The sequence below is a fragment of the Micromonospora sp. NPDC048907 genome, from assembly GCF_055586885.1.
Genome location: NZ_JBVJHI010000001.1, coordinates 1,000,687 through 1,018,608, shown reverse-complemented (window position 1 = coordinate 1,018,608; position 17,922 = coordinate 1,000,687). Strand labels below are relative to the sequence as shown.

Genomic DNA, 17,922 nt, shown 5'->3' with positions numbered 1-17,922 from the left:
TTGGACGCGGGGCTTCCCCGGCCGGTTCCCCCCGGTCAGTCCTCCCCGCCCAGGTCGGCCTGGTACGCCTCCCAGAGCAGGTCCGCGCCGCGCTGCCGGTGCCGGTCCAGCGCCCGCAGCAGGGTCCGGACCAGCTCCCGCAGTTCCTCGGCGGGCACCGCGGGGAGCCGCACCGCGTGCTGGAGCGCGACGATCGCCGCCGCGATGGCGACGTGCTCGTCGGCCAGGAGCCGTACGCCCCGGTCCAGCCGGGGCGCCTGGTGGAGCAGTTCGGCGTAGAGGCCGGCCGGGCCCTCGGTGAGCCGTACGTGCTCCGCGAAGCCCCGCCGGACCGGGCCGAGCCGGCCGACCATCTGCTCCCGCCAGCCCGGCTCCGCCGGCGGCGTGGCGAGCGCCCGCACGAGAGCACACAGGTCGCCGGCGAGGGCGGGCCGCGGACGAGGCACGGCGGTGACGGTCGAGGGCTGTTGGATCGGATTGGTGACCATGGGCACCTCCCGCGCTGCTGTGCTACCGCGTACAGCGATGGTGAACCCGGGTCCCCGACCTGTCCAGGAGGGGTGGACGCCTCATCTGCCCCATCCACCCCACCAGTCACACCGGCCCCTACAGCCCCAGCGGATTCCCCGCCATGGTGCGCAACCGGCCGGCGAGGACGTGCGCGTCGGCGTCCCGGCCCTGGTCCGGCCGGCCCGCCGTGATCGCCTCGGCGAGCGCCCGCAGCTCGTACGCCGGGAGGTTGCCCAGCCCCGGGCCCCGCAACGGGATGGTGACCCGCCGGCCGCTGTCCCGGTCCCGGGCGATCAGGCTGGGCACCCGCACCACGCCGTCGTCGCCGACCCGGTGGGCGATCGTGCCGCCGCGCACCTCGGCGGTGGCCAGGTCGACGGTACGGGTGCCGAACGCGCCCCGGACCGACGCCCGCGTCCCGTCCAGCCAGGCGGCCGTGCGCAGCACCCGCAGGACCAGGTAGAGCCCCAGCAGCACGAACGGGAGCCCGCAGAGCCCGGCGTAGCGCAGCGGCGTGGGCGGGGCGGCGGCGCCGTCGTGCAGGTCCGGCGGGAGCAGCTCGGGCGGCAGGTCCCGGACGTCGTCGTACGAGGGGACCGGGTCGCCGAAGCCGGTGACCCGGCGCAGCAGGCCGCCGGCGACCAGCGGCAGCAGCACGAAGGCCGCGCCGGAGGCGGTGAACAGGACACCCACCACGACGGCCGGCGCGCGTTGGCCGGATGCCGCGCCGACGGAGAGTCGGATCCGCTCGTTCGTCACGGGCGGAGCCTAGAGCGCCGGCGCAACCGGGTCCGGACACGACTGTGCGCCCCGGTCCGGTGGACCGGGGCGCACAGGTGGTGGTGGAGGTGCCGGGAATCGAACCCGGGTCCTTCGCCGCCTTGTCAGGGCTTCTCCGAGCGCAGCTCGCTGTGCCTCTACTCGGCCCCTCCGATCACGCGAGCGAGTCGGTGTGACGGGCCCAGTCGCTGATTGATCTCGCCGCACGGACCCCGCGACCGGGTCCGGTTGGCCAGCCTTCTAGCTGATGCCGGCTAACTGGGTCGAAGGCGCTCCCAGGCCGACAGACTTGCTACTCGCCTCAGGCGGCGAGAGCGAAGTCAGCGCGATTGTTCTTGGCGCTTATTGGTTTCCGACGAACGATTCTCGAGACGACGTCGGCTTCCTCGGCTCGCTTCCCCTGCCGCAACGTACGAAGTCGAAACCAGTCACCCCCTCGACGGGCTGCCCCTGTCGGCAGCATCACCAAGCCTAACGCCTGGCGCAACCGGATTCATTCCGAGGCCGGCGCGAAGCCGGCATCCGGACAAACCCGGACATCTTACTCAGCCATGCCCTTGCCGCGCCGGCCCACCACCCGGGCGATCTCCCGGTCGGCGTCCCGCTTGGCCAGGTCCTGGCGCTTGTCGTACGACTTCTTACCCCGAGCCAGGCCGATCTCCACCTTCGCCCAGCCGTCAGAGAAGTAGACCTGCAGCGGCACCATGGTGAGACCGCTCTCCCTGGTCTTGCCGATCAGCCGGTCGATCTCCAGCCGCTTGAGCAGCAGCTTCCGGGTCCGCCGGGGCTCGTGGTTGGTCCAGGTGCCCTGGGTGTACTCCGGGATGTGCATGCCGTGCAGGTAGAGCTCGCCGTCGCGTTCCTGGGCGAACGCGTCGACAAGCGACGCCCGCCCGGCCCGCAGCGACTTGACCTCGGTGCCGGTCAGCGACATGCCCGCCTCGTACGTGTCGAGGATGGCGTAGTCGTGCCGCGCCTTCTTGTTGGAGGCGACCACCTTGCGACCCTTTTCCCGTGGCATCGGCGCCACCCCCTTCCGGTCCGTCCCGCGACCACCGGCCGCGGAGCGAGATCATGCTACCCGAATGACAAGGACCCTCCCGCGCCGTTTATTCCGGCGCGGGAGGGCCCTCGGAGAGCCGTACCGGTAACTAGACCCGCAGGTAGAAGCGGAGCGTGACCCAGGCGGTGACCGCGCTGACCAGACCACCGACGGCGGCCATCAGCGGGAACGTCAGGAAGATCTCGGACCAGGAGATCGGGGTGATCAGGCCCTCCAGGGCCGCCATCGAACTCCCCGCCGCGAGTGTCTTCAACACGATCAACGCGATGAGGCCGAGGATCGAGCCGATCAGACCGGCGACCACCGCCTCCAGCACGAACGGCGCCTGGATGAACCAGTTGGAGGCGCCGACCAGCTTCATGACCGCGACCTCACGCCGCTTGCTGTACGCGGCCACCTGGATGGTGTTCGCGACCAGCAGCAGGGCGGCGATCGCCATGACGATCGCGATGGCCAGCGCGCCGTTCTGGAAGCCGGTGAGCACGCCGAAGACCTTGTCGAGCAGCTTGCTCTGGTCGACGATCGTGTCGATGCCCTCGGAGGCCTTGTACTCGTCGTAGATGTTCTTGTACTGCTCCGGGTTGTTCAGCGTGAGCCGGAACGACTCGGGCAGCTGGTCCGGCTTGACCGCGTTGACGAGGTCCGGCGCGTCCGCGTACATCTGCTGGAAGCGCTTGTACGCCTCCGTCTTGTCGACGTACGTGACCTCCTTGATCAGCGGGTCGGCCTTGAGCTTGGTCTCCAGGTCGGTGCGCTGCTGCTCGTTGACGTCGGTCTTCAGGAAGATCGAGACCTCGACGTTCTCGTAGTAGAGGTCCTTCATGTCACCGACCTTCTGGTACAGAAGGCCGCTGCCGCCCAGCATGAACAGCGACACCGCCATGGTGATGATCATGGCGAGGGTCATGGTGACGTTTCGCCACAGTCCGACCAGTACCTCGGACAGGACGTACTTCATCCGCATCGGGATATTCCTCCGGCTCTCCGGCGTGAGGTGTTCGTCGTCAGGGGCTGCGGGTCGTCAGCCGCTCAGCCGTAGACGCCGCGGGCCTGGTCGCGCACGATGCGGCCGCTCTCGATCTCGACGACGCGGCGGCGCATCTGGTTCACGATGTTGGAGTCGTGCGTGACCATCACGACGGTCGTGCCGGTGCGGTTGATCCGGTCCAGCAGGCGCATGATCTCGATCGAGGTGTCCGGGTCCAGGTTTCCGGTGGGCTCGTCCGCCAGCAGGATCAGCGGCCGGTTCACGAACGCCCGGGCCACCGCGACACGCTGCTGCTCACCACCGGAGAGCTCGTGGGGGTAGCGGTGCTCCTTCCCACCGAGACCGACCAGCTCCAGCACCTCCGGCACGACCCGGCGGGCGACCGCCTTGGTCTTGCCGATCACCTCCAACGCGAACGCCACGTTCTCGTAGGCGGTGCGGTTCGGCAGGAGACGGAAGTCCTGGAAGACGCAGCCGATGGAACGCCGGAAGTGGGGTCGCTTCCAGGAACGCATCGACGTGACGTCCTTGCCGTTGACGATGACCCGCCCCTTGTTGGGGGTGACCTCGTGCAGCAGCAACTTGATGATCGTGGACTTGCCGGAGCCGGATGGACCGATGAAGAAGACGAACTCGCCCTTCTCGATCGAGACGGACACGTTGTCGAGCGAAGGCCGGGACGCCTTCGGGTACGTCTTCGTCACTTGCTCAAGCTGAATCACGGGTCGAGAGTCTACGCGGTGTAACCGGGGAGCCAAGCCCCCCCGCCCCTCCGAAGCGAGTCGCGTCATCGATTCAGCCGGTCAGACAGAGATCGATGACGCGCTGCGTCGGAGATCGATCACGCACCGTCAGCGGTGAGCTGCTGCTGCTTCCGCCAGCGGATACCCGCCTCGATGAAGCTGTCCAGCTCGCCGTCGAAGACCGCGGACGGATTGCCCGTCTCCTGCTCGGTCCGCAGATCCTTCACCATCTGATAAGGGTGCAGAACGTACGAGCGCATCTGGTCGCCCCAGGAGCCGGCGGCGTCGGTCTTCAGGCCCTGGAGCTTGGCCTGCTCCTCCTGCCGCTTGCGCTCCAGCAGCCGGGCCTGGAGCACCCGCAGCGCCGACGCCTTGTTCTGCAGCTGGGACTTCTCGTTCTGGCAGGTCACCACGATGCCGGTCGGGATGTGGGTGATCCGGACCGCCGAGTCGGTGGTGTTGACGCTCTGGCCGCCCGGGCCGGAGGAGCGGTAGACGTCGATCCGCATCTCGTTCTCGGGGATCTCGATGTGGTCGGTCTGCTCCACCACCGGCAGCACCTCGACACCGGCGAAGCTGGTCTGCCGGCGGCCCTGGTTGTCGAACGGGCTGATCCGGACCAGCCGGTGGGTGCCGGACTCGACGCTCAGCGTGCCGAACGCGTAGGGCACCTTGACCGTGAAGGTGGCCGACTTGAGGCCCGCCTCCTCGGCGTACGAGGTCTCGTAGACCTCGGTCGGGTAGCCGTGCCGCTCGGCCCAGCGCAGGTACATCCGGAGCAGCATCTCGGCGAAGTCCGCCGCGTCCACGCCGCCGGCGCCCGCCCGGATGGCGACCAGCGCCTCCCGGGAGTCGTACTCGCCGGAGAGCAGGGTGCGGACCTCCATCTCCTGGATGGCCTTGGTCAGCCCGGTGATCTCCGACTCGACCTCGGTGAGGGTGCCGGGGTCGGACTCGGCCTGGGCCAGCTCCAGCAGGACCCCGGCGTCGTCGAGCCGGGAGCGGAGGCTGCCGAGCTTGGAGATCTCGCCGTTGACGTACGACAGCTGCGACGTCACCTGCTGCGCCTTGGCCTGGTCGTCCCACAGGTCCGGCGCGGAGGCCTCCTGCTCCAGGCGAGCCTTCTGCTCGCGAAGCTTGTCGAGGTCGAGCACGGCCTCGATGTTGCGTAGGGTGGCGTCGAGTTCCTTGAGCTGTTCGGCGTAATCGGCAGCGGTCACGACAGACAAGACTACTGCGCGTGCGAGCAGTGAGCTTGCGAGCCCCGCAGGCAGGCGCGAAAAGTCGCACCGCCAGGTCGCCCCGGCTGCGGCGGGTGGTCAGCCGACCGGGGCGCTCTTGAGCCAGGACAGCGCCGCGCGGTGGTAGGCGACCGCGAACTCCAGCGCGCTGGCGTCGTAGTCGTCGCCTTCCTTCTTGGCGTTCTTGACCTGCTCGCGCACCGCCGCCAGGGCCTCGGTGTGGTACTCGTTCGCCGAGGCGTAGAGGTTCTTGAGCTGGCTCGCCGAGTGCAGGTTGCCGAAGGCGATCCGTAGCGCTATCGGGTTACGGATGGTGTCCCGGCCCGGGTTCTCCGCGAGCCAGCGGGAGAATGTCCGTTTTCCGGCCGCCGTGATCGCGTACGGCTGGCTCAACCGCGGCCCGGGCTTGCCCAGCCGCACGAGACCCTTCTCGGCCAGGACCGGAAGCTCGCGGTAGACCTGGCTGCGGGTCATCGACCAGTACGGCGCCAGCCGGCGCTCGGCGGCGGCCATCAGTTGACCGCCTGTCATCGGGCCGTCGTGCAGCAGGCCCAGCAGGGCCGCCGCCGTCGGGTTGACTCCGGATTCCGCCATGCCCTCTAAGCTGCCACTTTGTCGGACCTGCCGTCCAGGATTTGCCGTTTTCGCCGCCCTTCGGGTCGTCCGATGTGCACTGTCGGCCGACGACAGTCCGCCGGGGACGTCCGGCCCCTCCCCCGCCCGGCCGGTCGCCGGTGACGCTGGGTGCGCCACCGGCGACCGCGCGCAGGTCAGCCCATGTGCGGGTAGCCGTGCTCGGTCGGCGGGACGAAGGTCTCCTTGATCGTCCGCGGCGACATCCAGCGGACCAGGTTGTGCCACGAGCCGGCCTTGTCGTTGGTGCCGCTGGCCCGGGCGCCGCCGAACGGCTGCTGCCCGACCACCGCGCCGGTCGGCTTGTCGTTGATGTAGAAGTTGCCGGCCGCGTACCGCATCTTCTCCGCCACCTGGTCGACCACCCGGCGGTCGGTCGCGAAGATCGAGCCGGTCAGCGCGTACGGCGCGATCGACTCGGCCTGGTGGACCACCTCGTCGAAGCGGGCGTCGTCGAAGACGTGCACGCCGAGGATCGGGCCGAAGTACTCGGTGGTGAAGGTCTCGTGCGCGGCGTCCGAGCACTCGAAGAGGGTCGGCCGGACGAAGTAGCCGACCGAGTCGTCCGCCGTGCCGCCGGCCAGGACCCGGCAGCTGTCGTCGCCCTTGATCAGCTCCAGCGCGGCGGTGTGCCGGCCGAAGGCCTTGTCGTCGATCACGGCGCCGCCGAAGTTGCTGAAGTCGGTGACGTCGCCGTAGGTGAGCGAGTCGGCGGTGGCGGCCAGCCGGTCGCGCAGCCCGCCCTCCCAGATGGACCGGGGGATGTACGCCCGCGAGGCGGCCGAGCACTTCTGGCCCTGGTACTCGTAGGCGCCCCGGATCAGTGCGGTGTGCAGGGCGTCCACGTCGGCGCTGGTGTGCGCGACCACGAAGTCCTTGCCGCCGGTCTCGCCGACCAGCCGGGGGTAGCCCCGGTAGCGGGCGATGTTGTCGCCGACCGTCTTCCAGAGGTGCTGGAAGACCTTGGTGGAGCCGGTGAAGTGGATGCCGGCCAGGTCCGGGTCGGCGAGTACGACGTCGGAGACCTCCTCGCCGCGCCCGGTCACCATGTTGATCACACCGGGCGGCAGGCCGGCCGCCTCGAACAGCCGCATGGTGAAGTGGGCGGCGAACTGCTGGGTCGGGCCCGGCTTCCAGACCACGGTGTTGCCGAGCAGGGCCGGCGCCGAGGGCAGGTTGCCGGCGATCGCGGTGAAGTTGAACGGGGTGACCGCGTAGACGAAGCCCTCCAGGGGCCGGTGGTCGAAGCGGTTCCACACGCCCGGCGAGGACAGCGGCTGCTCGGCCAGGAGCTTGCGGGCGAAGTAGACGTTGAACCGGAGGAAGTCGATCAGCTCGCAGGCCGAGTCGATCTCGGCCTGGACCACGGTCTTGGACTGGCCCAGCATGGTGGCCGCGTTGAGCGTGTCCCGCCAGGGACCGGAGAGCAGGTCGGCGGCGCGCAGGAAGATCGCGGCGCGCTCCTCGAACGGCAGCGCCCGCCACATCGGCGCGGCGTCCTTGGCGGCCTTGACCGCGGCGCGGGCGTCGTCGTGGGAGGCGTGGCCGGTGACGCCGAGCACGTGGGCGTGCTTGTGCGGCTGGACGACGTTGATCGGGTCACCGGCGGCCATCCGCTGCTCGCCGGCGATGGTCATCGGCAGGTCGATCCGCTCGGCGGCCAGGTCGGCCAGCCGCCGCTGGAGCCGCTCCCGCTCGGCGCTGCCGGGCTCGTAGGTGTGGACCGGCTCGTTGCGCGGCTCGGGTACGGAGAACACGGCGTCCATCACAGGCTCCTGTGCGATCTCGACGGCGGTGGCGAAACCGGACCCGCGGGCGCCGGCCGGGTGGCCGGGTCGCCGGGCGCCGCTCGCGGGGTACCGGTCGCGGCGGCGGGACCTCGGCCAATTCTTCCATGCGAGGGGGCCGGCCCTGCCCGCACCGCCCCGGTTCGGGCCGCCCCGGCCGGTGCACCCGGACGTCACGCCGCACACCGGACCGTAGGCGACAAGCCACCCCCTCCCGACGGATCCTCGGTCAGCCCGATCGCTCGCCTGCGATCCGTCAGCGCACGGCGCGGTCGCCCGGGACCGACGGCACCGGCCGGCCGGGCCGGGAGGGGTGCCCGGCGGGCCGCGTACGCTGGATGACCGGTGACCTGCCCGGCCGTCGCGGCCGACCGGCGTCCGTCGAGAGGGAGACGATGAGCAAGCAGCCCGGCAGCTCCACGGCCGCGGAGCCGGACCAGCCCGCCACCGAACCGACGGCCGCCACGCCGGCCGGATCCCCCTCGGACGGGAGCGTTGGGGCGGCGCCCGCCGCCGGTGGCCACCTCGCCCACGCGCCCGGCGCCCTGGTGCTGGCCGTGCTGTCGCTCGGCTGGCTGGCCGCCATGCTCTGGTCCACCCGGGAGGCGATCGCCTCGGCCGCGGCCGGGGTCACCGCGCTCAGTCTCTCCGCGTACGCCCTGCCCGGCGTGATCACCGCCGCGCTGGTCGCCGGCGCCGCGGTCGCCCTGGCGGCGACCAACCGGCTGGACCGGGCCACCCTGCGCTTCCTCGTCGCCGCCGGCGCCGGCCTGCTGGTCGGGCTCGCCGCCGCGGTCGCGGTCAACCTGACGTACGCCGACAACGCGACCACCAACACCATCGCCGGCACCACCGCCGCCGCGGCGATCATCGGCGGGGCGGCGGCCGGTGCGCGCACCGCCCGGGTGGTCGGCGGGCTCGCCGCCGCCACGCTGGCCGCGCAGGTCTTCGTGGTGCTGTTCAGCCGTGCCCGGGACCCGCTCTCCGACCTCTTCGGCGCCGGCGACACCCAGCAGTCGGTGCTCGACGCCGCGAAGTGGGTGTCCCGGACCGAATCCCTGCTGGCCGGGCTGATCGCCGGTCTCGTGGCCTATCTCTACCTGGCCTGGGCCCGCCGCCGCGCCGAGCGGTGGGGTGGGGCCGTCGCGGAGCTGCGCTGGCCGGCGTACCTCGTGGCCGGGGCCGGCGCGGGCCTGCTCCTGCTGCTCACCGAGGTGATCATCCGGGTCGGCGGGCGCGGGCTGCTCGACCTTGCCGCCGCGCTCAGCGAGGCGGACCAGGTGGCGCAGACGGCGCTGGGCACCTCGCGGGTGGACAACGGCATCTGGGTGCTCTTCGTGGGGGCGCTCACCACGCTCATCCTGTTCGGCCGCACCCTGGGCCCGCGCGCCGCGGAGGACGAGGACGAGTCCGACTCCTGAGGCGCCGCGGCGTCAGGAGACCTCGCGCAGCAGCAGGTCCAGCTCGGTCACGTCGTACCACTCCAGCTCGTGGTCCTCGGCCCCGTCGACGGTGAACTGGGCGTCCGGGTCACCGGCCTGCGCCTCGGCCACCACCTCGGCGGCGGCGGCCACGTCCTCGATCGCGTCCCCGCCGTCCACGTGGATCGCGGCGACGGACTTCACCGGCACCGGGCCGGAGAGCCGGACCACGCTGGAGCCCAGCTCGCCGCCGACCCGGCCGACCGCGCGGGCCGGCAGGTCCACCGAGACGACGACCCGCCGGCGGGGCGCGCCCGGATCGGCCCGGAGCAGCAGCAGTGCCTCCTGGGCCGCCCGGGTGAAGGCGACGTACTCCAGCTCCTCCTCGTCGCCCTCGGCGTACCACTCCCGCAGCTCCGGGGTGACGGCGTGCGCCTCGTCGCCGGCCAGGCCCTCCTCGCGCAGCCGGGCCAGCATGGGGACGGTCGCCGGGACGTACACCCGGACAAGCTCGTCGGTCACCGGTGTCTCCCCGCCCTCAGGCCGCCGGCCGGCGGACGCCGGCTCCGGGCGCCGATCATGCCGTACGCCGTGACCGTCATACACCCCGCACCCGTCGCGGAGAAGTTCCACGCCGGTGTGTCCCCCGGCCGGATTCGCCGGCGTGGCCTGGGGCGATCCGGCTCCTGATGGCAAACTGAAGCAAACGTAGCCAACCCCGGGAGTCACCGTGGAGCCGAGGTTCCTGCTGCTGTCCGACGTGGCCGCCGAGCTGAACGTCTCGGACTCGCAGGTCTACCACATGGTGCGCAGCGGGGAGCTGCCCGCCATCAAGATCGGCGGCCGGGGCCAGTGGCGCGTCGAGCGCGCGCAACTGGAGCAGTACATCCAGCGGAAGTACGCCGAGACCGCCGAGTGGGTGCGCGGGAATCCGCTCACCGATCGCGACGTGGAGTGACCGCCCGATGCCGCACCGGCATTGACGGTCGGCGTTGCCTTGCCCGAGAATGAGGAATCATCGAAGGCAAACGAAGGCAAACGCAATGAACAGGGGTTGAGGATGGCCGACACCCGCCGCCCGCTGGCACCGCGTCCCCCCGTCCGGCTCCGGCCCGCCCCGCCCCTCGACCCGCCCTGCACCGACCAGGATCCGACCTGGGGCGACACCTGGGGCAACGTGGACCAGCTCGCCCTCGACCTCTTCGACGCGCGTCGCCGGGACCCCGACCGCCCCGCCGGCCGGGCCGCCGACCGGTCGACCGGCCGGGGCGCCGACGTCCGGCCGGTGCCCGCCGGGCCGGGGCGCTCAGCCGGCCCGCCGCCCGCCGCCCTGGTGACCGCGACCCCCGAGGCGGCCCGGGCGGCCCACCGGTTCGTCCGCACCTTCCTGGAGATCGCCAACGGCTACCGCCCACCCGGGCAGCTCCGGCCGCTGTGCCTCCCCGAGGCCGCCGCCCGGGTGACCGCCGAGCTGACCCGCGCCGCCCGCCGGGTGGGTCCGGCCCGCCGTCGCACCGCCCGGCCGGTCCTCCACCTCCGCCGGCTGCGGGTGTGCGAGCCCCGGACCGGCGCGGTCGAGGCCGCCGCCGTGCTCGCCGGAGCCGGCGGCGCGAGCTGGGCGATCGCCCTGCGCCTGGAACACCGCCGCGGCACCTGGCTCTGCACCGTCCTCGACGCCCTCTGATCCCGGCCCGACCGGGGGTGGAGACGGCGACGGGCCCCGGCCGGTGGCCGGGGCCCGTCGGGGCTGACGCTGGTCAGTTGCCGCCGTTGGGGGCGCCGTGGCAGCGCTTGTACTTGCGGCCGGAGCCGCACGGGCACGGCGCGTTCCGGGACGGGCCCTCGCCCGCGCCGTCGACCTGGCCGGGCGCGGCCCGCCGGGCCGTGCTCGCCGCGACCGCCTGGCCGCTCATCCCGGCCGTCCGGCGCGGGGTGGAGGCGGCGGGGCGCTCCGAGGTCTCGGGGCGGCCGATGCCGAGCGCCGGCGCCTGCTCCTCGGCCCGTTCGAGCACCGGCGCGCCACGGCCTGCCTCGCCGTCGACCGACGGTGCCGAATACTGCAGGCCCTGCTGCTGCGGAGTGCGGTTGAGACCCTTGGCCCGGACCTCCACCGGCTTCTCCAGCAGCTGCACCTCCTCGGCCTCCGGCTCGGGCTCCTCGACCTGCACCTCCAGGTTGTAGAGGAAGCCGACCGTCTCCTCCTTGATGCCGTCCATCATGGTGGCGAACATGTCGAAGCCCTCGCGCTGGTACTCGATGACCGGGTCGCGCTGGGCGTACGCCCGAAGGCTGATGCCCTCCTGGAGGTAGTCCATCTCGTAGAGGTGCTCGCGCCACTTGCGGTCGATCACCTGGAGCAGGACCATCCGCTCGAGCTGGCGTACGGCTTCCTCGCCGAGCTGCTCCTCGCGCCGGTCGTACGCGGCGTGCGCGTCCTCCTTGAGGCGGGCGAGCAGGAAGTCCTGGTCGAGGCCGGCCCGGGAGCCCACCTCCTCCTCCAGCTCGTCGATGGTGATGCCCACCGGGTAGAGCTGCTTGAGGTTGGACCAGAGCTGATCGAGGTCCCAGTCCTCGGCGTAGCCGTCGCTGGTGGCGCCCACCACGTACGCACCGACCACGTCGTCGATCATGTTGCGGACCTGCTCGGAGAGGTCCTCGCCGTTGAGCACCCGGAGGCGCTCGGCGTAAATCACCTGGCGCTGCTTGTTGAGCACCTCGTCGTACTTGAGGACGTTCTTGCGGATCTCGGCGTTCTGGCCCTCGATCTGGGCCTGGGCGCTCTTGATCTGGCGGGTGACCATCTTCGACTCGATGGGCACGTCCTCGGGGATGTTGAAGCGGTCCATCACCGCCTCGACGGCGCCGGCCCGGAAGCGCTTCATCAGGTCGTCCTGCAGGGACAGGTAGAAGCGGGACTCGCCGGGGTCACCCTGGCGGCCGGCGCGACCGCGCAGCTGGTTGTCGATCCGGCGGGACTCGTGCCGCTCGGTGCCCAGCACGTAGAGGCCACCGGCGGCGGCGACCTCCTCCGCCTCGGCGTCGCAGGCCTGCTTCCAGGCGGGCAGGACCTCCTCCATCGCCTTGGCGTACTCCTCCGGCTGCTCGACCGGGTCGAGGCCGCGCTGGCGGAGTTCGTTGGCGGCGAGGAACTCGGGGTTGCCGCCGAGCAGGATGTCCGTGCCGCGGCCGGCCATGTTGGTGGCGACGGTGACCGCGCCCTTGCGCCCGGCCTGGGCGACGATCTCCGCCTCCTTGGCGTGGAACTTCGCGTTGAGCACCGAGTGCGGGATGCCGCGGCGGCGCAGCATGTGGGAGAGGATCTCCGAGTTCTCCACCGAGACCGTGCCGACCAGCACGGGCTGGCCGTGCTCGTGCCGCTCGGCGATGTCCTCGACCACGGCGTTGAACTTGGCCTTCTCGGTCTTGTAGATGACGTCCGCGCGGTCGAGCCGGACCATCGGCCGGTGCGTCGGGATGGTCACGACGCCGACCTTGTAGACCTTGTTGAACTCGCTCGCCTCGGTCTGGGCCGTGCCGGTCATGCCGGAGAGCTTCTCGTAGAGGCGGAAGTAGTTCTGGAGGGTGATGGTGGCCAGGGTCTGGTTCTCCTGCTTGATCTCCACCCCCTCCTTGGCCTCGATCGCCTGGTGCATGCCCTCGTTGTAGCGGCGGCCGTGCAGGATGCGGCCGGTGAACTCGTCGACGATGAGGACCTCGCCGTCGCTGACGATGTAGTCCTTGTCGCGCTTGTAGAGCTCCTTGGCCTTGATCGCGTTGTTCATGTAGCCGACGAGCGGGGTGTTCACCGACTCGTAGAGGTTGTCGATGCCGAGCCGGTCCTCGATCTTGGCGACACCGCGCTCGGTGATGGCGATGGTGCGCTTGGCGTGGTCGACCTCGTAGTCGCCCTCGCCGTCGGTGCCGGGCTGGAGGCGGGCCACCACGGCGGCGAACTCCTGGTACCAGCGGGCGGAGTGCTCGGCCGGACCGGAGATGATCAGCGGGGTCCGGGCCTCGTCGATGAGGATCGAGTCGACCTCGTCGACCACGGCGAAGAAGTGGCCGCGCTGGACCAGCTCCTCCTTCGACCAGGCCATGTTGTCGCGCAGGTAGTCGAAGCCGAACTCGTTGTTGGTGCCGTAGGTGATGTCGCACTCGTAGGCCGCGCGGTGCTCGGTGGCCGGCCGGTTGGGCAGCACCACGCCCACGGTCAGGCCGAGGAACTCGTGCACCCGGCCCATCCAGGCGGCGTCGCGCTCGGCCAGGTAGTCGTTGACGGTGATCACGTGCACGCCCTTGCCGGCGAGCGCGTTGAGGTAGACCGGCATGACCGAGGTCAGGGTCTTGCCCTCACCGGTCTTCATCTCGGCGATGTTGCCGAAGTGCAGCGCCGCGCCACCCATCACCTGGACGTCGTAGGGCCGCTGGCCGAGCACGCGGGCGGCGGCCTCCCGGCACACCGCGAACGCCTCGGGCAGCAGGTCGTCGAGGGTCTCACCGTCGGCGAGCCGCTCCCTGAACTGGTCGGTCATGTCCCGCAGCTCGTCGTCGCTGAGGTTGACGTAGTCGTCCTCGATCGAGTTGACGGCGGCGGCGATGGCCTTGAGCCGACGCACCATACGGCCCGCGCCAGCGCTAAGGACCTTTTCCAGAATCGACACGGATCAACGCTCCCCTAGACAGTCTCGAACCATCGTAGGCGCTCCGACCCGGCGATGGTCACTGGTGGCGGCGGTCCGGGGCGGCGAACCCGACATAACGCCAAGCGGGGGCGCCGAGCGGCGGTAATCGGGTTACGCCGTACGCGAACGATCCGGCACGATGGCTCGGGTGGAGCCTGTGGAGATCGTCGAGGACGGCCTGCTGCTGCGACCCTGGCGGGCTGAGGACGCCGACGCGGTGCACCGCGCCTGCCAGGATCCGGACATCCAGCGCTGGACCACCGTACCTCGCCCGTACCTACCCGAACACGCCCTCGCCTTCGTGACCACGATCAGTGGGGCGGCCTGGGCGGCCGGCACCGGTGCGCCCTTCGCGGTCTGCGACGCGGAGACCGGCGAACTGCTCGCCTCCTGCGGGCTCGTCTCCGTCGACCGCGGCCTGGACTCCGCCGAGGTGGGCTACTGGACGGCGCCCTGGGCCCGGGGCCGGGGCGTGGCGGTGCGCGCCACCCGGGCGGTCGCCCGCTGGGCGTTCGACGCGCTCAAGCTGCGCCGGATGATCTGGCAGGCGGAGGTCGGCAACCACGCCTCCCGGCTGGTCGCGCTCCGGGCCGGCTTCCGGGTCGAGGGCGAGCTGCGGATGGCCCATCCGGCGGTCGACGGCCGCCCCGAGGGCTGGATCGGCTCCCTCTTCCCGGCCGACCTGGCCGCGCCCGGCGAGCCCGCCCCGTACGGCCCGGACACCCTCCAGGCCCGCCGGGCGGCCGTCTTCGGCCGGCCCCAGCCGGTCCTGTTCGCCACCGCCGGCCCCACCGAGCTGCGGCTGCGCGCGTTCGAGGAGCGTGACATCGACGCGCTCGTGACCACCTGCCGGGACGAGGACACCATCCGCTGGACCACGGTGCCGCACCCCTACCGGCGGGAGCACGCCGAGGGCTTCCTGCGGGACATCGCCGAGGCGGCCTGGGCCCGGGGCACCGGCGCCTCCTACGCGGTCGCCGACGCCGAGGACCGCTACGTCGCCTCGATCGACCTGCGCGTCTCCCCCGGCGACCCGCTCGTCGCCGACGTGGGCTTCATGACCGCGCCGCACGCCCGGGGCCGGGGCTACCTGCCGGCCGCGCTGGCCGCGCTCTGCGCCTGGGGCTTCACCACGCTCGGCCTGGCCCGGATCGAGTGGCGGGCCAACGTCGGCAACACCGCGTCCCGCCGGGCCGCCGAGAAGGCCGGTTTCGCCGTCGAGGGCACCCTCCGCGGCGGCGTCCAGCACCGCGGCGAACGGCAGGACGTCTGGATCGGCGGGTTGCTCCCGCAGGACCTGCGGTGACGCCGGAGACCATCGAGGCGTACGGGGTGCGGCTGCGGCCGGACCGGCTCACCGACGTGACGGACCTGGCCGCGGCGTGCGCCGACCCGGTCATCCGGCGGTTCCTGCCCGGCCTGCCGGACCCGTACACCGAGGAGAGCGCCAGGTGGTGGATCACCGAGGGCGCGCCGGCGGCCCGGGCCACCGGCGGCGCGACGTACGCGATCGCCGACCCGGCCACCGACCGGCTGCTCGGCGCGGCCGGCCTCAGCCACCCGGTGGCGGAGCGCCGGCAGGCGGAGATCGGCTTCTGGGTCGCGCCGTGGGCGCGCGGCCGGGGCGTCGCCACGGCCGCCACCCGCGCGCTGGCCGAGGCGGCCTTCGCCGCCGGCACCGTCCGACTCGAACTGCTCGCCCACGAGGAGAACACGGCCAGCCAGCGGGTGGCGCTGGCCGCCGGATTCCGGCACGAGGGGGTACGCCGGTCGGCCGGCCAGGGCCGGGACGCTCGGCACGACCTGGCCGTCTGGGTACGCCTCGCCGGCGACCCGCCCGGCCCGACCGCGCGGCTGCTGCCGGACCTGCCCGGCGGCCGGCTCACCGACGGCGTGGTGACGCTGCGGCGGCTCGGGCCGGAGGACACCGACCCGCTGTACCGGCTGCACACCCGGCCCGAGGTGGTGGCGAACCGGGTCCCGCCGGTGGCGCCGGCCCGGGAGGCGATCGAGCGGCGCTGCCGGCTGGCGGAGAGCCACTGGCTGGCCGGCCGCTCGGCCGACCTGGCGATCGTCGACGCGGCGACCGGCGCGGTGGCCGGCGGCTGCGCCCTCGTCCACGACGAGCCCGCCACCGGCCAGGCCATGCTCGGCTACAGCCTGCTGCCCGAGGCGCGCGGCCGGGGGCTGGCCACCCGGGCGGTACGCCTCGTCGCCGCCTGGGCGTTCGAGATCGGCCTGGCCCGGCTCTGGGCCGGCACCGGGCCGGACAACATCGCCTCGCAGCGGGTGCTGGCGAAGGCCGGCTTCCGGCGGGAGGGGCTGCTGCGCGGCCGGCTACCCGGTCCGGACGGGACCCGGGTCGACACGCTCGTCTTCGGCCGGCTGGCGGGCGACCGCGCCGACTGACGGCGGAAGCCGCGGTGGTCGCCCACCACGGCTTCCGGCCGGTTGTGTCCCGCGGGGTGGTCAGGGGTCAGGTGTCGAGCGAGATGATCCCGTAGTCGTAGGCGTGCCGGCGGTAGACCACGCTCGGGCGGCCCGACTCCTTGTCCTGGAACAGGTAGAAGTCGTGGCCGACCAACTCCATCTGGAACAGCGCGTCGTCGACCGTCATCGGCTCGGCGGGGTGCACCTTCGCCCGCGCGATGTGCCACGGCTGGTCGTCGTGTTCCTCGTAGCCGCCCTCGTCGGGCCGTTCCGCGACGGCGGTGGCCGTCCCGTGCCCGTTCAGGGCCGCCAGGCCCGGCCCCTCCAGGTCGGCCACCGGCAGGTCCGCGGTGGCGGCGGCGACGGACAGCGGCGCGTGCCGGCCGCGGTGCACGCGGCGGCGGTCGGCCGCCCGGCGGAAGCGGGTGTCCAGCTTGGCGATGGCGGCGTCGAGCGCGCTGTAGAAATCATTCGTGCAGGCCTCGGCCCGGATCACCGGACCGCGCGTCACGCAGGTGATTTCCACCCGCTGGCAATGATCGGCCTGGCGCGGATTGCGCTCGTGGAACAACTCGACGTCCACGCGAATGAGCTTGTGGTCGTAGCGTTCGATCTTTGCGAGCTTTTCGGCTACGTGCACCCGGTAATGGTCCGGCACTTCGACGTTACGGCCCTTGACCACGATGTCCACGTGACCTCCCTTGTTCGGACGGTCGTTCGGTCCGGATCTTCCGGTCGACGCGCCCTGGGAGAACCCCGTTCGGCGTCGACCGATGATGTACGGCTACGCCTCCTTCCAATGCCGGGGGAAGGTTGGCAACCCTCCTACCCCCGACACGAAAACGCTAACTCCTGTTCGGCCACCAGTCACCCCCAGTTGCCGGGAGAGGCCGCGAAATTTAACAGCTCATACACCATGGGGTGAAACGGAAACACGAAGCGTCACTGATGGTGCCGCTTTTGCGTTGCGGCGAGCACCGCCGCGGCCTTTGGCGTCATTCCCGCTTCGCGCAGGACGCGGCTCACCGCGGCCAGCGTGGCCCCGGTGGTGACGATGTCGTCCAGCAGCACCACCGGACCGGCCACCTCACCGGTCCGGCGCAGCCGGAACGCCGCCTCGGCCGCGGCGGCCCGGCCGGCGCTGTCCAGCGCCACCGAGTCGGGCCGGGGCAGCGCGCGCAGCGGCCGGAGCACGCGTACCGGCCAGCCGGCCGCGCCCAGCCGGGCCGCCGCGTGGCGGGTCAGCCGGTCCAGGTGGTCGCCGTACCGGGCCCGGGCCGCCCGCGCGGTGTCCGGCACCGCCACCAGGGTCACCGGGCGTCGCCCGCCGGCCGCCGCGGCGACCACCTCGGCCAGCAACGCGCCCAACGGCCGGGCCAGCCCGTGCCGGCCCCGCTCCTTGTACGCCAGCAGCCCGTTCCGCAGCGCGCCCGCGTACGGGCCGAGTGCGACGCAGGGCGGCAGGCCGGCCGGGGCCGGATCGGGCCGGGTCAGCGCGGGGGTCAGCGCCTCCAGGTCACGCGCGCAGCCCGGGCAGAAACCCTGCCGCAGGCCGGGGACGCGCTCCCCGCAGCCGGCGCACCCGGCCGGCAGCACCAGGTCGGTCAGATCCGACCAGAGTCCACCCAGGCCCGGCACCGGCGC

The 17,922-nt window shown here is 72.2% G+C and carries 17 protein-coding genes and 1 other RNA gene; 5 read left to right on the top strand and 13 right to left on the bottom strand.

Annotated features, from left to right (window positions below; genetic code table 11):
- Positions 1-35 precede the first annotated feature (35 nt).
- The 9 genes from ACZ6PY_RS05050 to pruA all read right to left on the bottom strand — a co-directional run bounded on the left by ACZ6PY_RS05050 (position 36) and on the right by pruA (position 7,724).
- Positions 36-488, bottom strand: coding sequence for a hypothetical protein (locus ACZ6PY_RS05050; protein ID WP_466069297.1), 453 nt, complete (start codon positions 486-488; stop codon positions 36-38).
- 118 nt (positions 489-606) lie between these two features.
- On the bottom strand, positions 607-1,269 hold the full coding sequence (locus ACZ6PY_RS05045; protein ID WP_466069295.1) for a hypothetical protein: 663 nt from the start codon (positions 1,267-1,269) through the stop codon (positions 607-609).
- An 81-nt stretch (positions 1,270-1,350) separates the two neighbouring features.
- Positions 1,351-1,726, bottom strand: a transfer-messenger RNA (tmRNA) gene (gene ssrA, locus ACZ6PY_RS05040).
- A 105-nt stretch (positions 1,727-1,831) separates the two neighbouring features.
- A complete protein-coding gene (gene smpB / locus ACZ6PY_RS05035) occupies positions 1,832-2,311 on the bottom strand; it encodes an SsrA-binding protein SmpB (RefSeq protein ID WP_154230133.1) in 480 nt (159 codons plus the stop codon).
- Between the two features lie 130 nt (positions 2,312-2,441).
- Positions 2,442-3,317 carry a permease-like cell division protein FtsX gene (ftsX, locus tag ACZ6PY_RS05030; protein WP_313722926.1) on the bottom strand — a complete coding sequence of 292 codons (876 nt, stop codon included), beginning with the start codon at positions 3,315-3,317 and terminating at the stop codon, positions 2,442-2,444.
- A 65-nt stretch (positions 3,318-3,382) separates the two neighbouring features.
- The gene (gene ftsE / locus ACZ6PY_RS05025) at positions 3,383-4,063 is read right to left on the bottom strand and encodes a cell division ATP-binding protein FtsE (RefSeq protein ID WP_466069292.1); all 681 of its coding nucleotides are present in this window, start codon (positions 4,061-4,063) and stop codon (positions 3,383-3,385) included.
- 119 nt (positions 4,064-4,182) lie between these two features.
- On the bottom strand, positions 4,183-5,304 hold the full coding sequence (prfB, locus tag ACZ6PY_RS05020; protein WP_091313477.1) for a peptide chain release factor 2: 1,122 nt from the start codon (positions 5,302-5,304) through the stop codon (positions 4,183-4,185).
- A gap of 99 nt (positions 5,305-5,403) precedes the next feature.
- Positions 5,404-5,919, bottom strand: a complete 516-nt coding sequence (locus ACZ6PY_RS05015; protein ID WP_107078404.1) for a PadR family transcriptional regulator — start codon at positions 5,917-5,919, stop codon at positions 5,404-5,406.
- 176 nt (positions 5,920-6,095) lie between these two features.
- Entirely contained in the window at positions 6,096-7,724 is a 1,629-nt protein-coding gene (gene pruA, locus ACZ6PY_RS05010) for an L-glutamate gamma-semialdehyde dehydrogenase (protein WP_466069290.1), read from the bottom strand.
- 416 nt (positions 7,725-8,140) lie between these two features.
- Between pruA and ACZ6PY_RS05005 the strand changes: the two genes are divergently transcribed.
- The gene (locus tag ACZ6PY_RS05005; protein ID WP_466069288.1) at positions 8,141-9,166 is read left to right on the top strand and encodes a hypothetical protein; all 1,026 of its coding nucleotides are present in this window, start codon (positions 8,141-8,143) and stop codon (positions 9,164-9,166) included.
- A 12-nt stretch (positions 9,167-9,178) separates the two neighbouring features.
- Here ACZ6PY_RS05005 and ACZ6PY_RS05000 read toward each other — a convergent pair whose 3' ends face one another.
- Entirely contained in the window at positions 9,179-9,688 is a 510-nt protein-coding gene (locus ACZ6PY_RS05000; RefSeq protein ID WP_466069286.1) for a DUF6912 family protein, read from the bottom strand.
- Between the two features lie 208 nt (positions 9,689-9,896).
- Here ACZ6PY_RS05000 and ACZ6PY_RS04995 point away from each other — a divergent pair, with 208 nt between their 5' ends.
- Positions 9,897-10,124: a helix-turn-helix transcriptional regulator gene (locus ACZ6PY_RS04995; RefSeq protein ID WP_262286558.1), complete on the top strand. Its 228-nt coding sequence runs from the start codon at positions 9,897-9,899 to the stop codon at positions 10,122-10,124.
- 102 nt (positions 10,125-10,226) lie between these two features.
- On the top strand, positions 10,227-10,850 hold the full coding sequence (locus tag ACZ6PY_RS04990; RefSeq protein WP_466069283.1) for an Rv3235 family protein: 624 nt from the start codon (positions 10,227-10,229) through the stop codon (positions 10,848-10,850).
- Positions 10,851-10,923: 73 nt separating this feature from the next.
- Here the strand turns inward: ACZ6PY_RS04990 and secA are convergent, their stop codons facing one another.
- A complete protein-coding gene (secA, locus tag ACZ6PY_RS04985; RefSeq protein WP_466069281.1) occupies positions 10,924-13,827 on the bottom strand; it encodes a preprotein translocase subunit SecA in 2,904 nt (967 codons plus the stop codon).
- A gap of 160 nt (positions 13,828-13,987) precedes the next feature.
- On the opposite strand from secA, the gene ACZ6PY_RS04980 reads away from it, so the two are divergent.
- Complete coding sequence (locus ACZ6PY_RS04980) at positions 13,988-15,154, top strand: GNAT family N-acetyltransferase (RefSeq protein WP_466069279.1); 1,167 nt, start codon at positions 13,988-13,990, stop codon at positions 15,152-15,154.
- Complete coding sequence (locus ACZ6PY_RS04975) at positions 15,151-16,257, top strand: GNAT family N-acetyltransferase (protein WP_466069277.1); 1,107 nt, start codon at positions 15,151-15,153, stop codon at positions 16,255-16,257. Before ACZ6PY_RS04980 ends, ACZ6PY_RS04975 begins: the two co-directional genes overlap by 4 nt.
- 67 nt (positions 16,258-16,324) lie before the next feature.
- Here ACZ6PY_RS04975 and hpf read toward each other — a convergent pair whose 3' ends face one another.
- Both hpf and ACZ6PY_RS04965 read right to left on the bottom strand, forming a co-directional pair.
- Complete coding sequence (gene hpf, locus ACZ6PY_RS04970; RefSeq protein WP_466069276.1) at positions 16,325-16,969, bottom strand: ribosome hibernation-promoting factor, HPF/YfiA family; 645 nt, start codon at positions 16,967-16,969, stop codon at positions 16,325-16,327.
- Between the two features lie 251 nt (positions 16,970-17,220).
- Positions 17,221-17,916, bottom strand: a complete 696-nt coding sequence (locus tag ACZ6PY_RS04965) for a ComF family protein (RefSeq protein WP_466069274.1) — start codon at positions 17,914-17,916, stop codon at positions 17,221-17,223.
- Positions 17,917-17,922 lie beyond the last annotated feature (6 nt).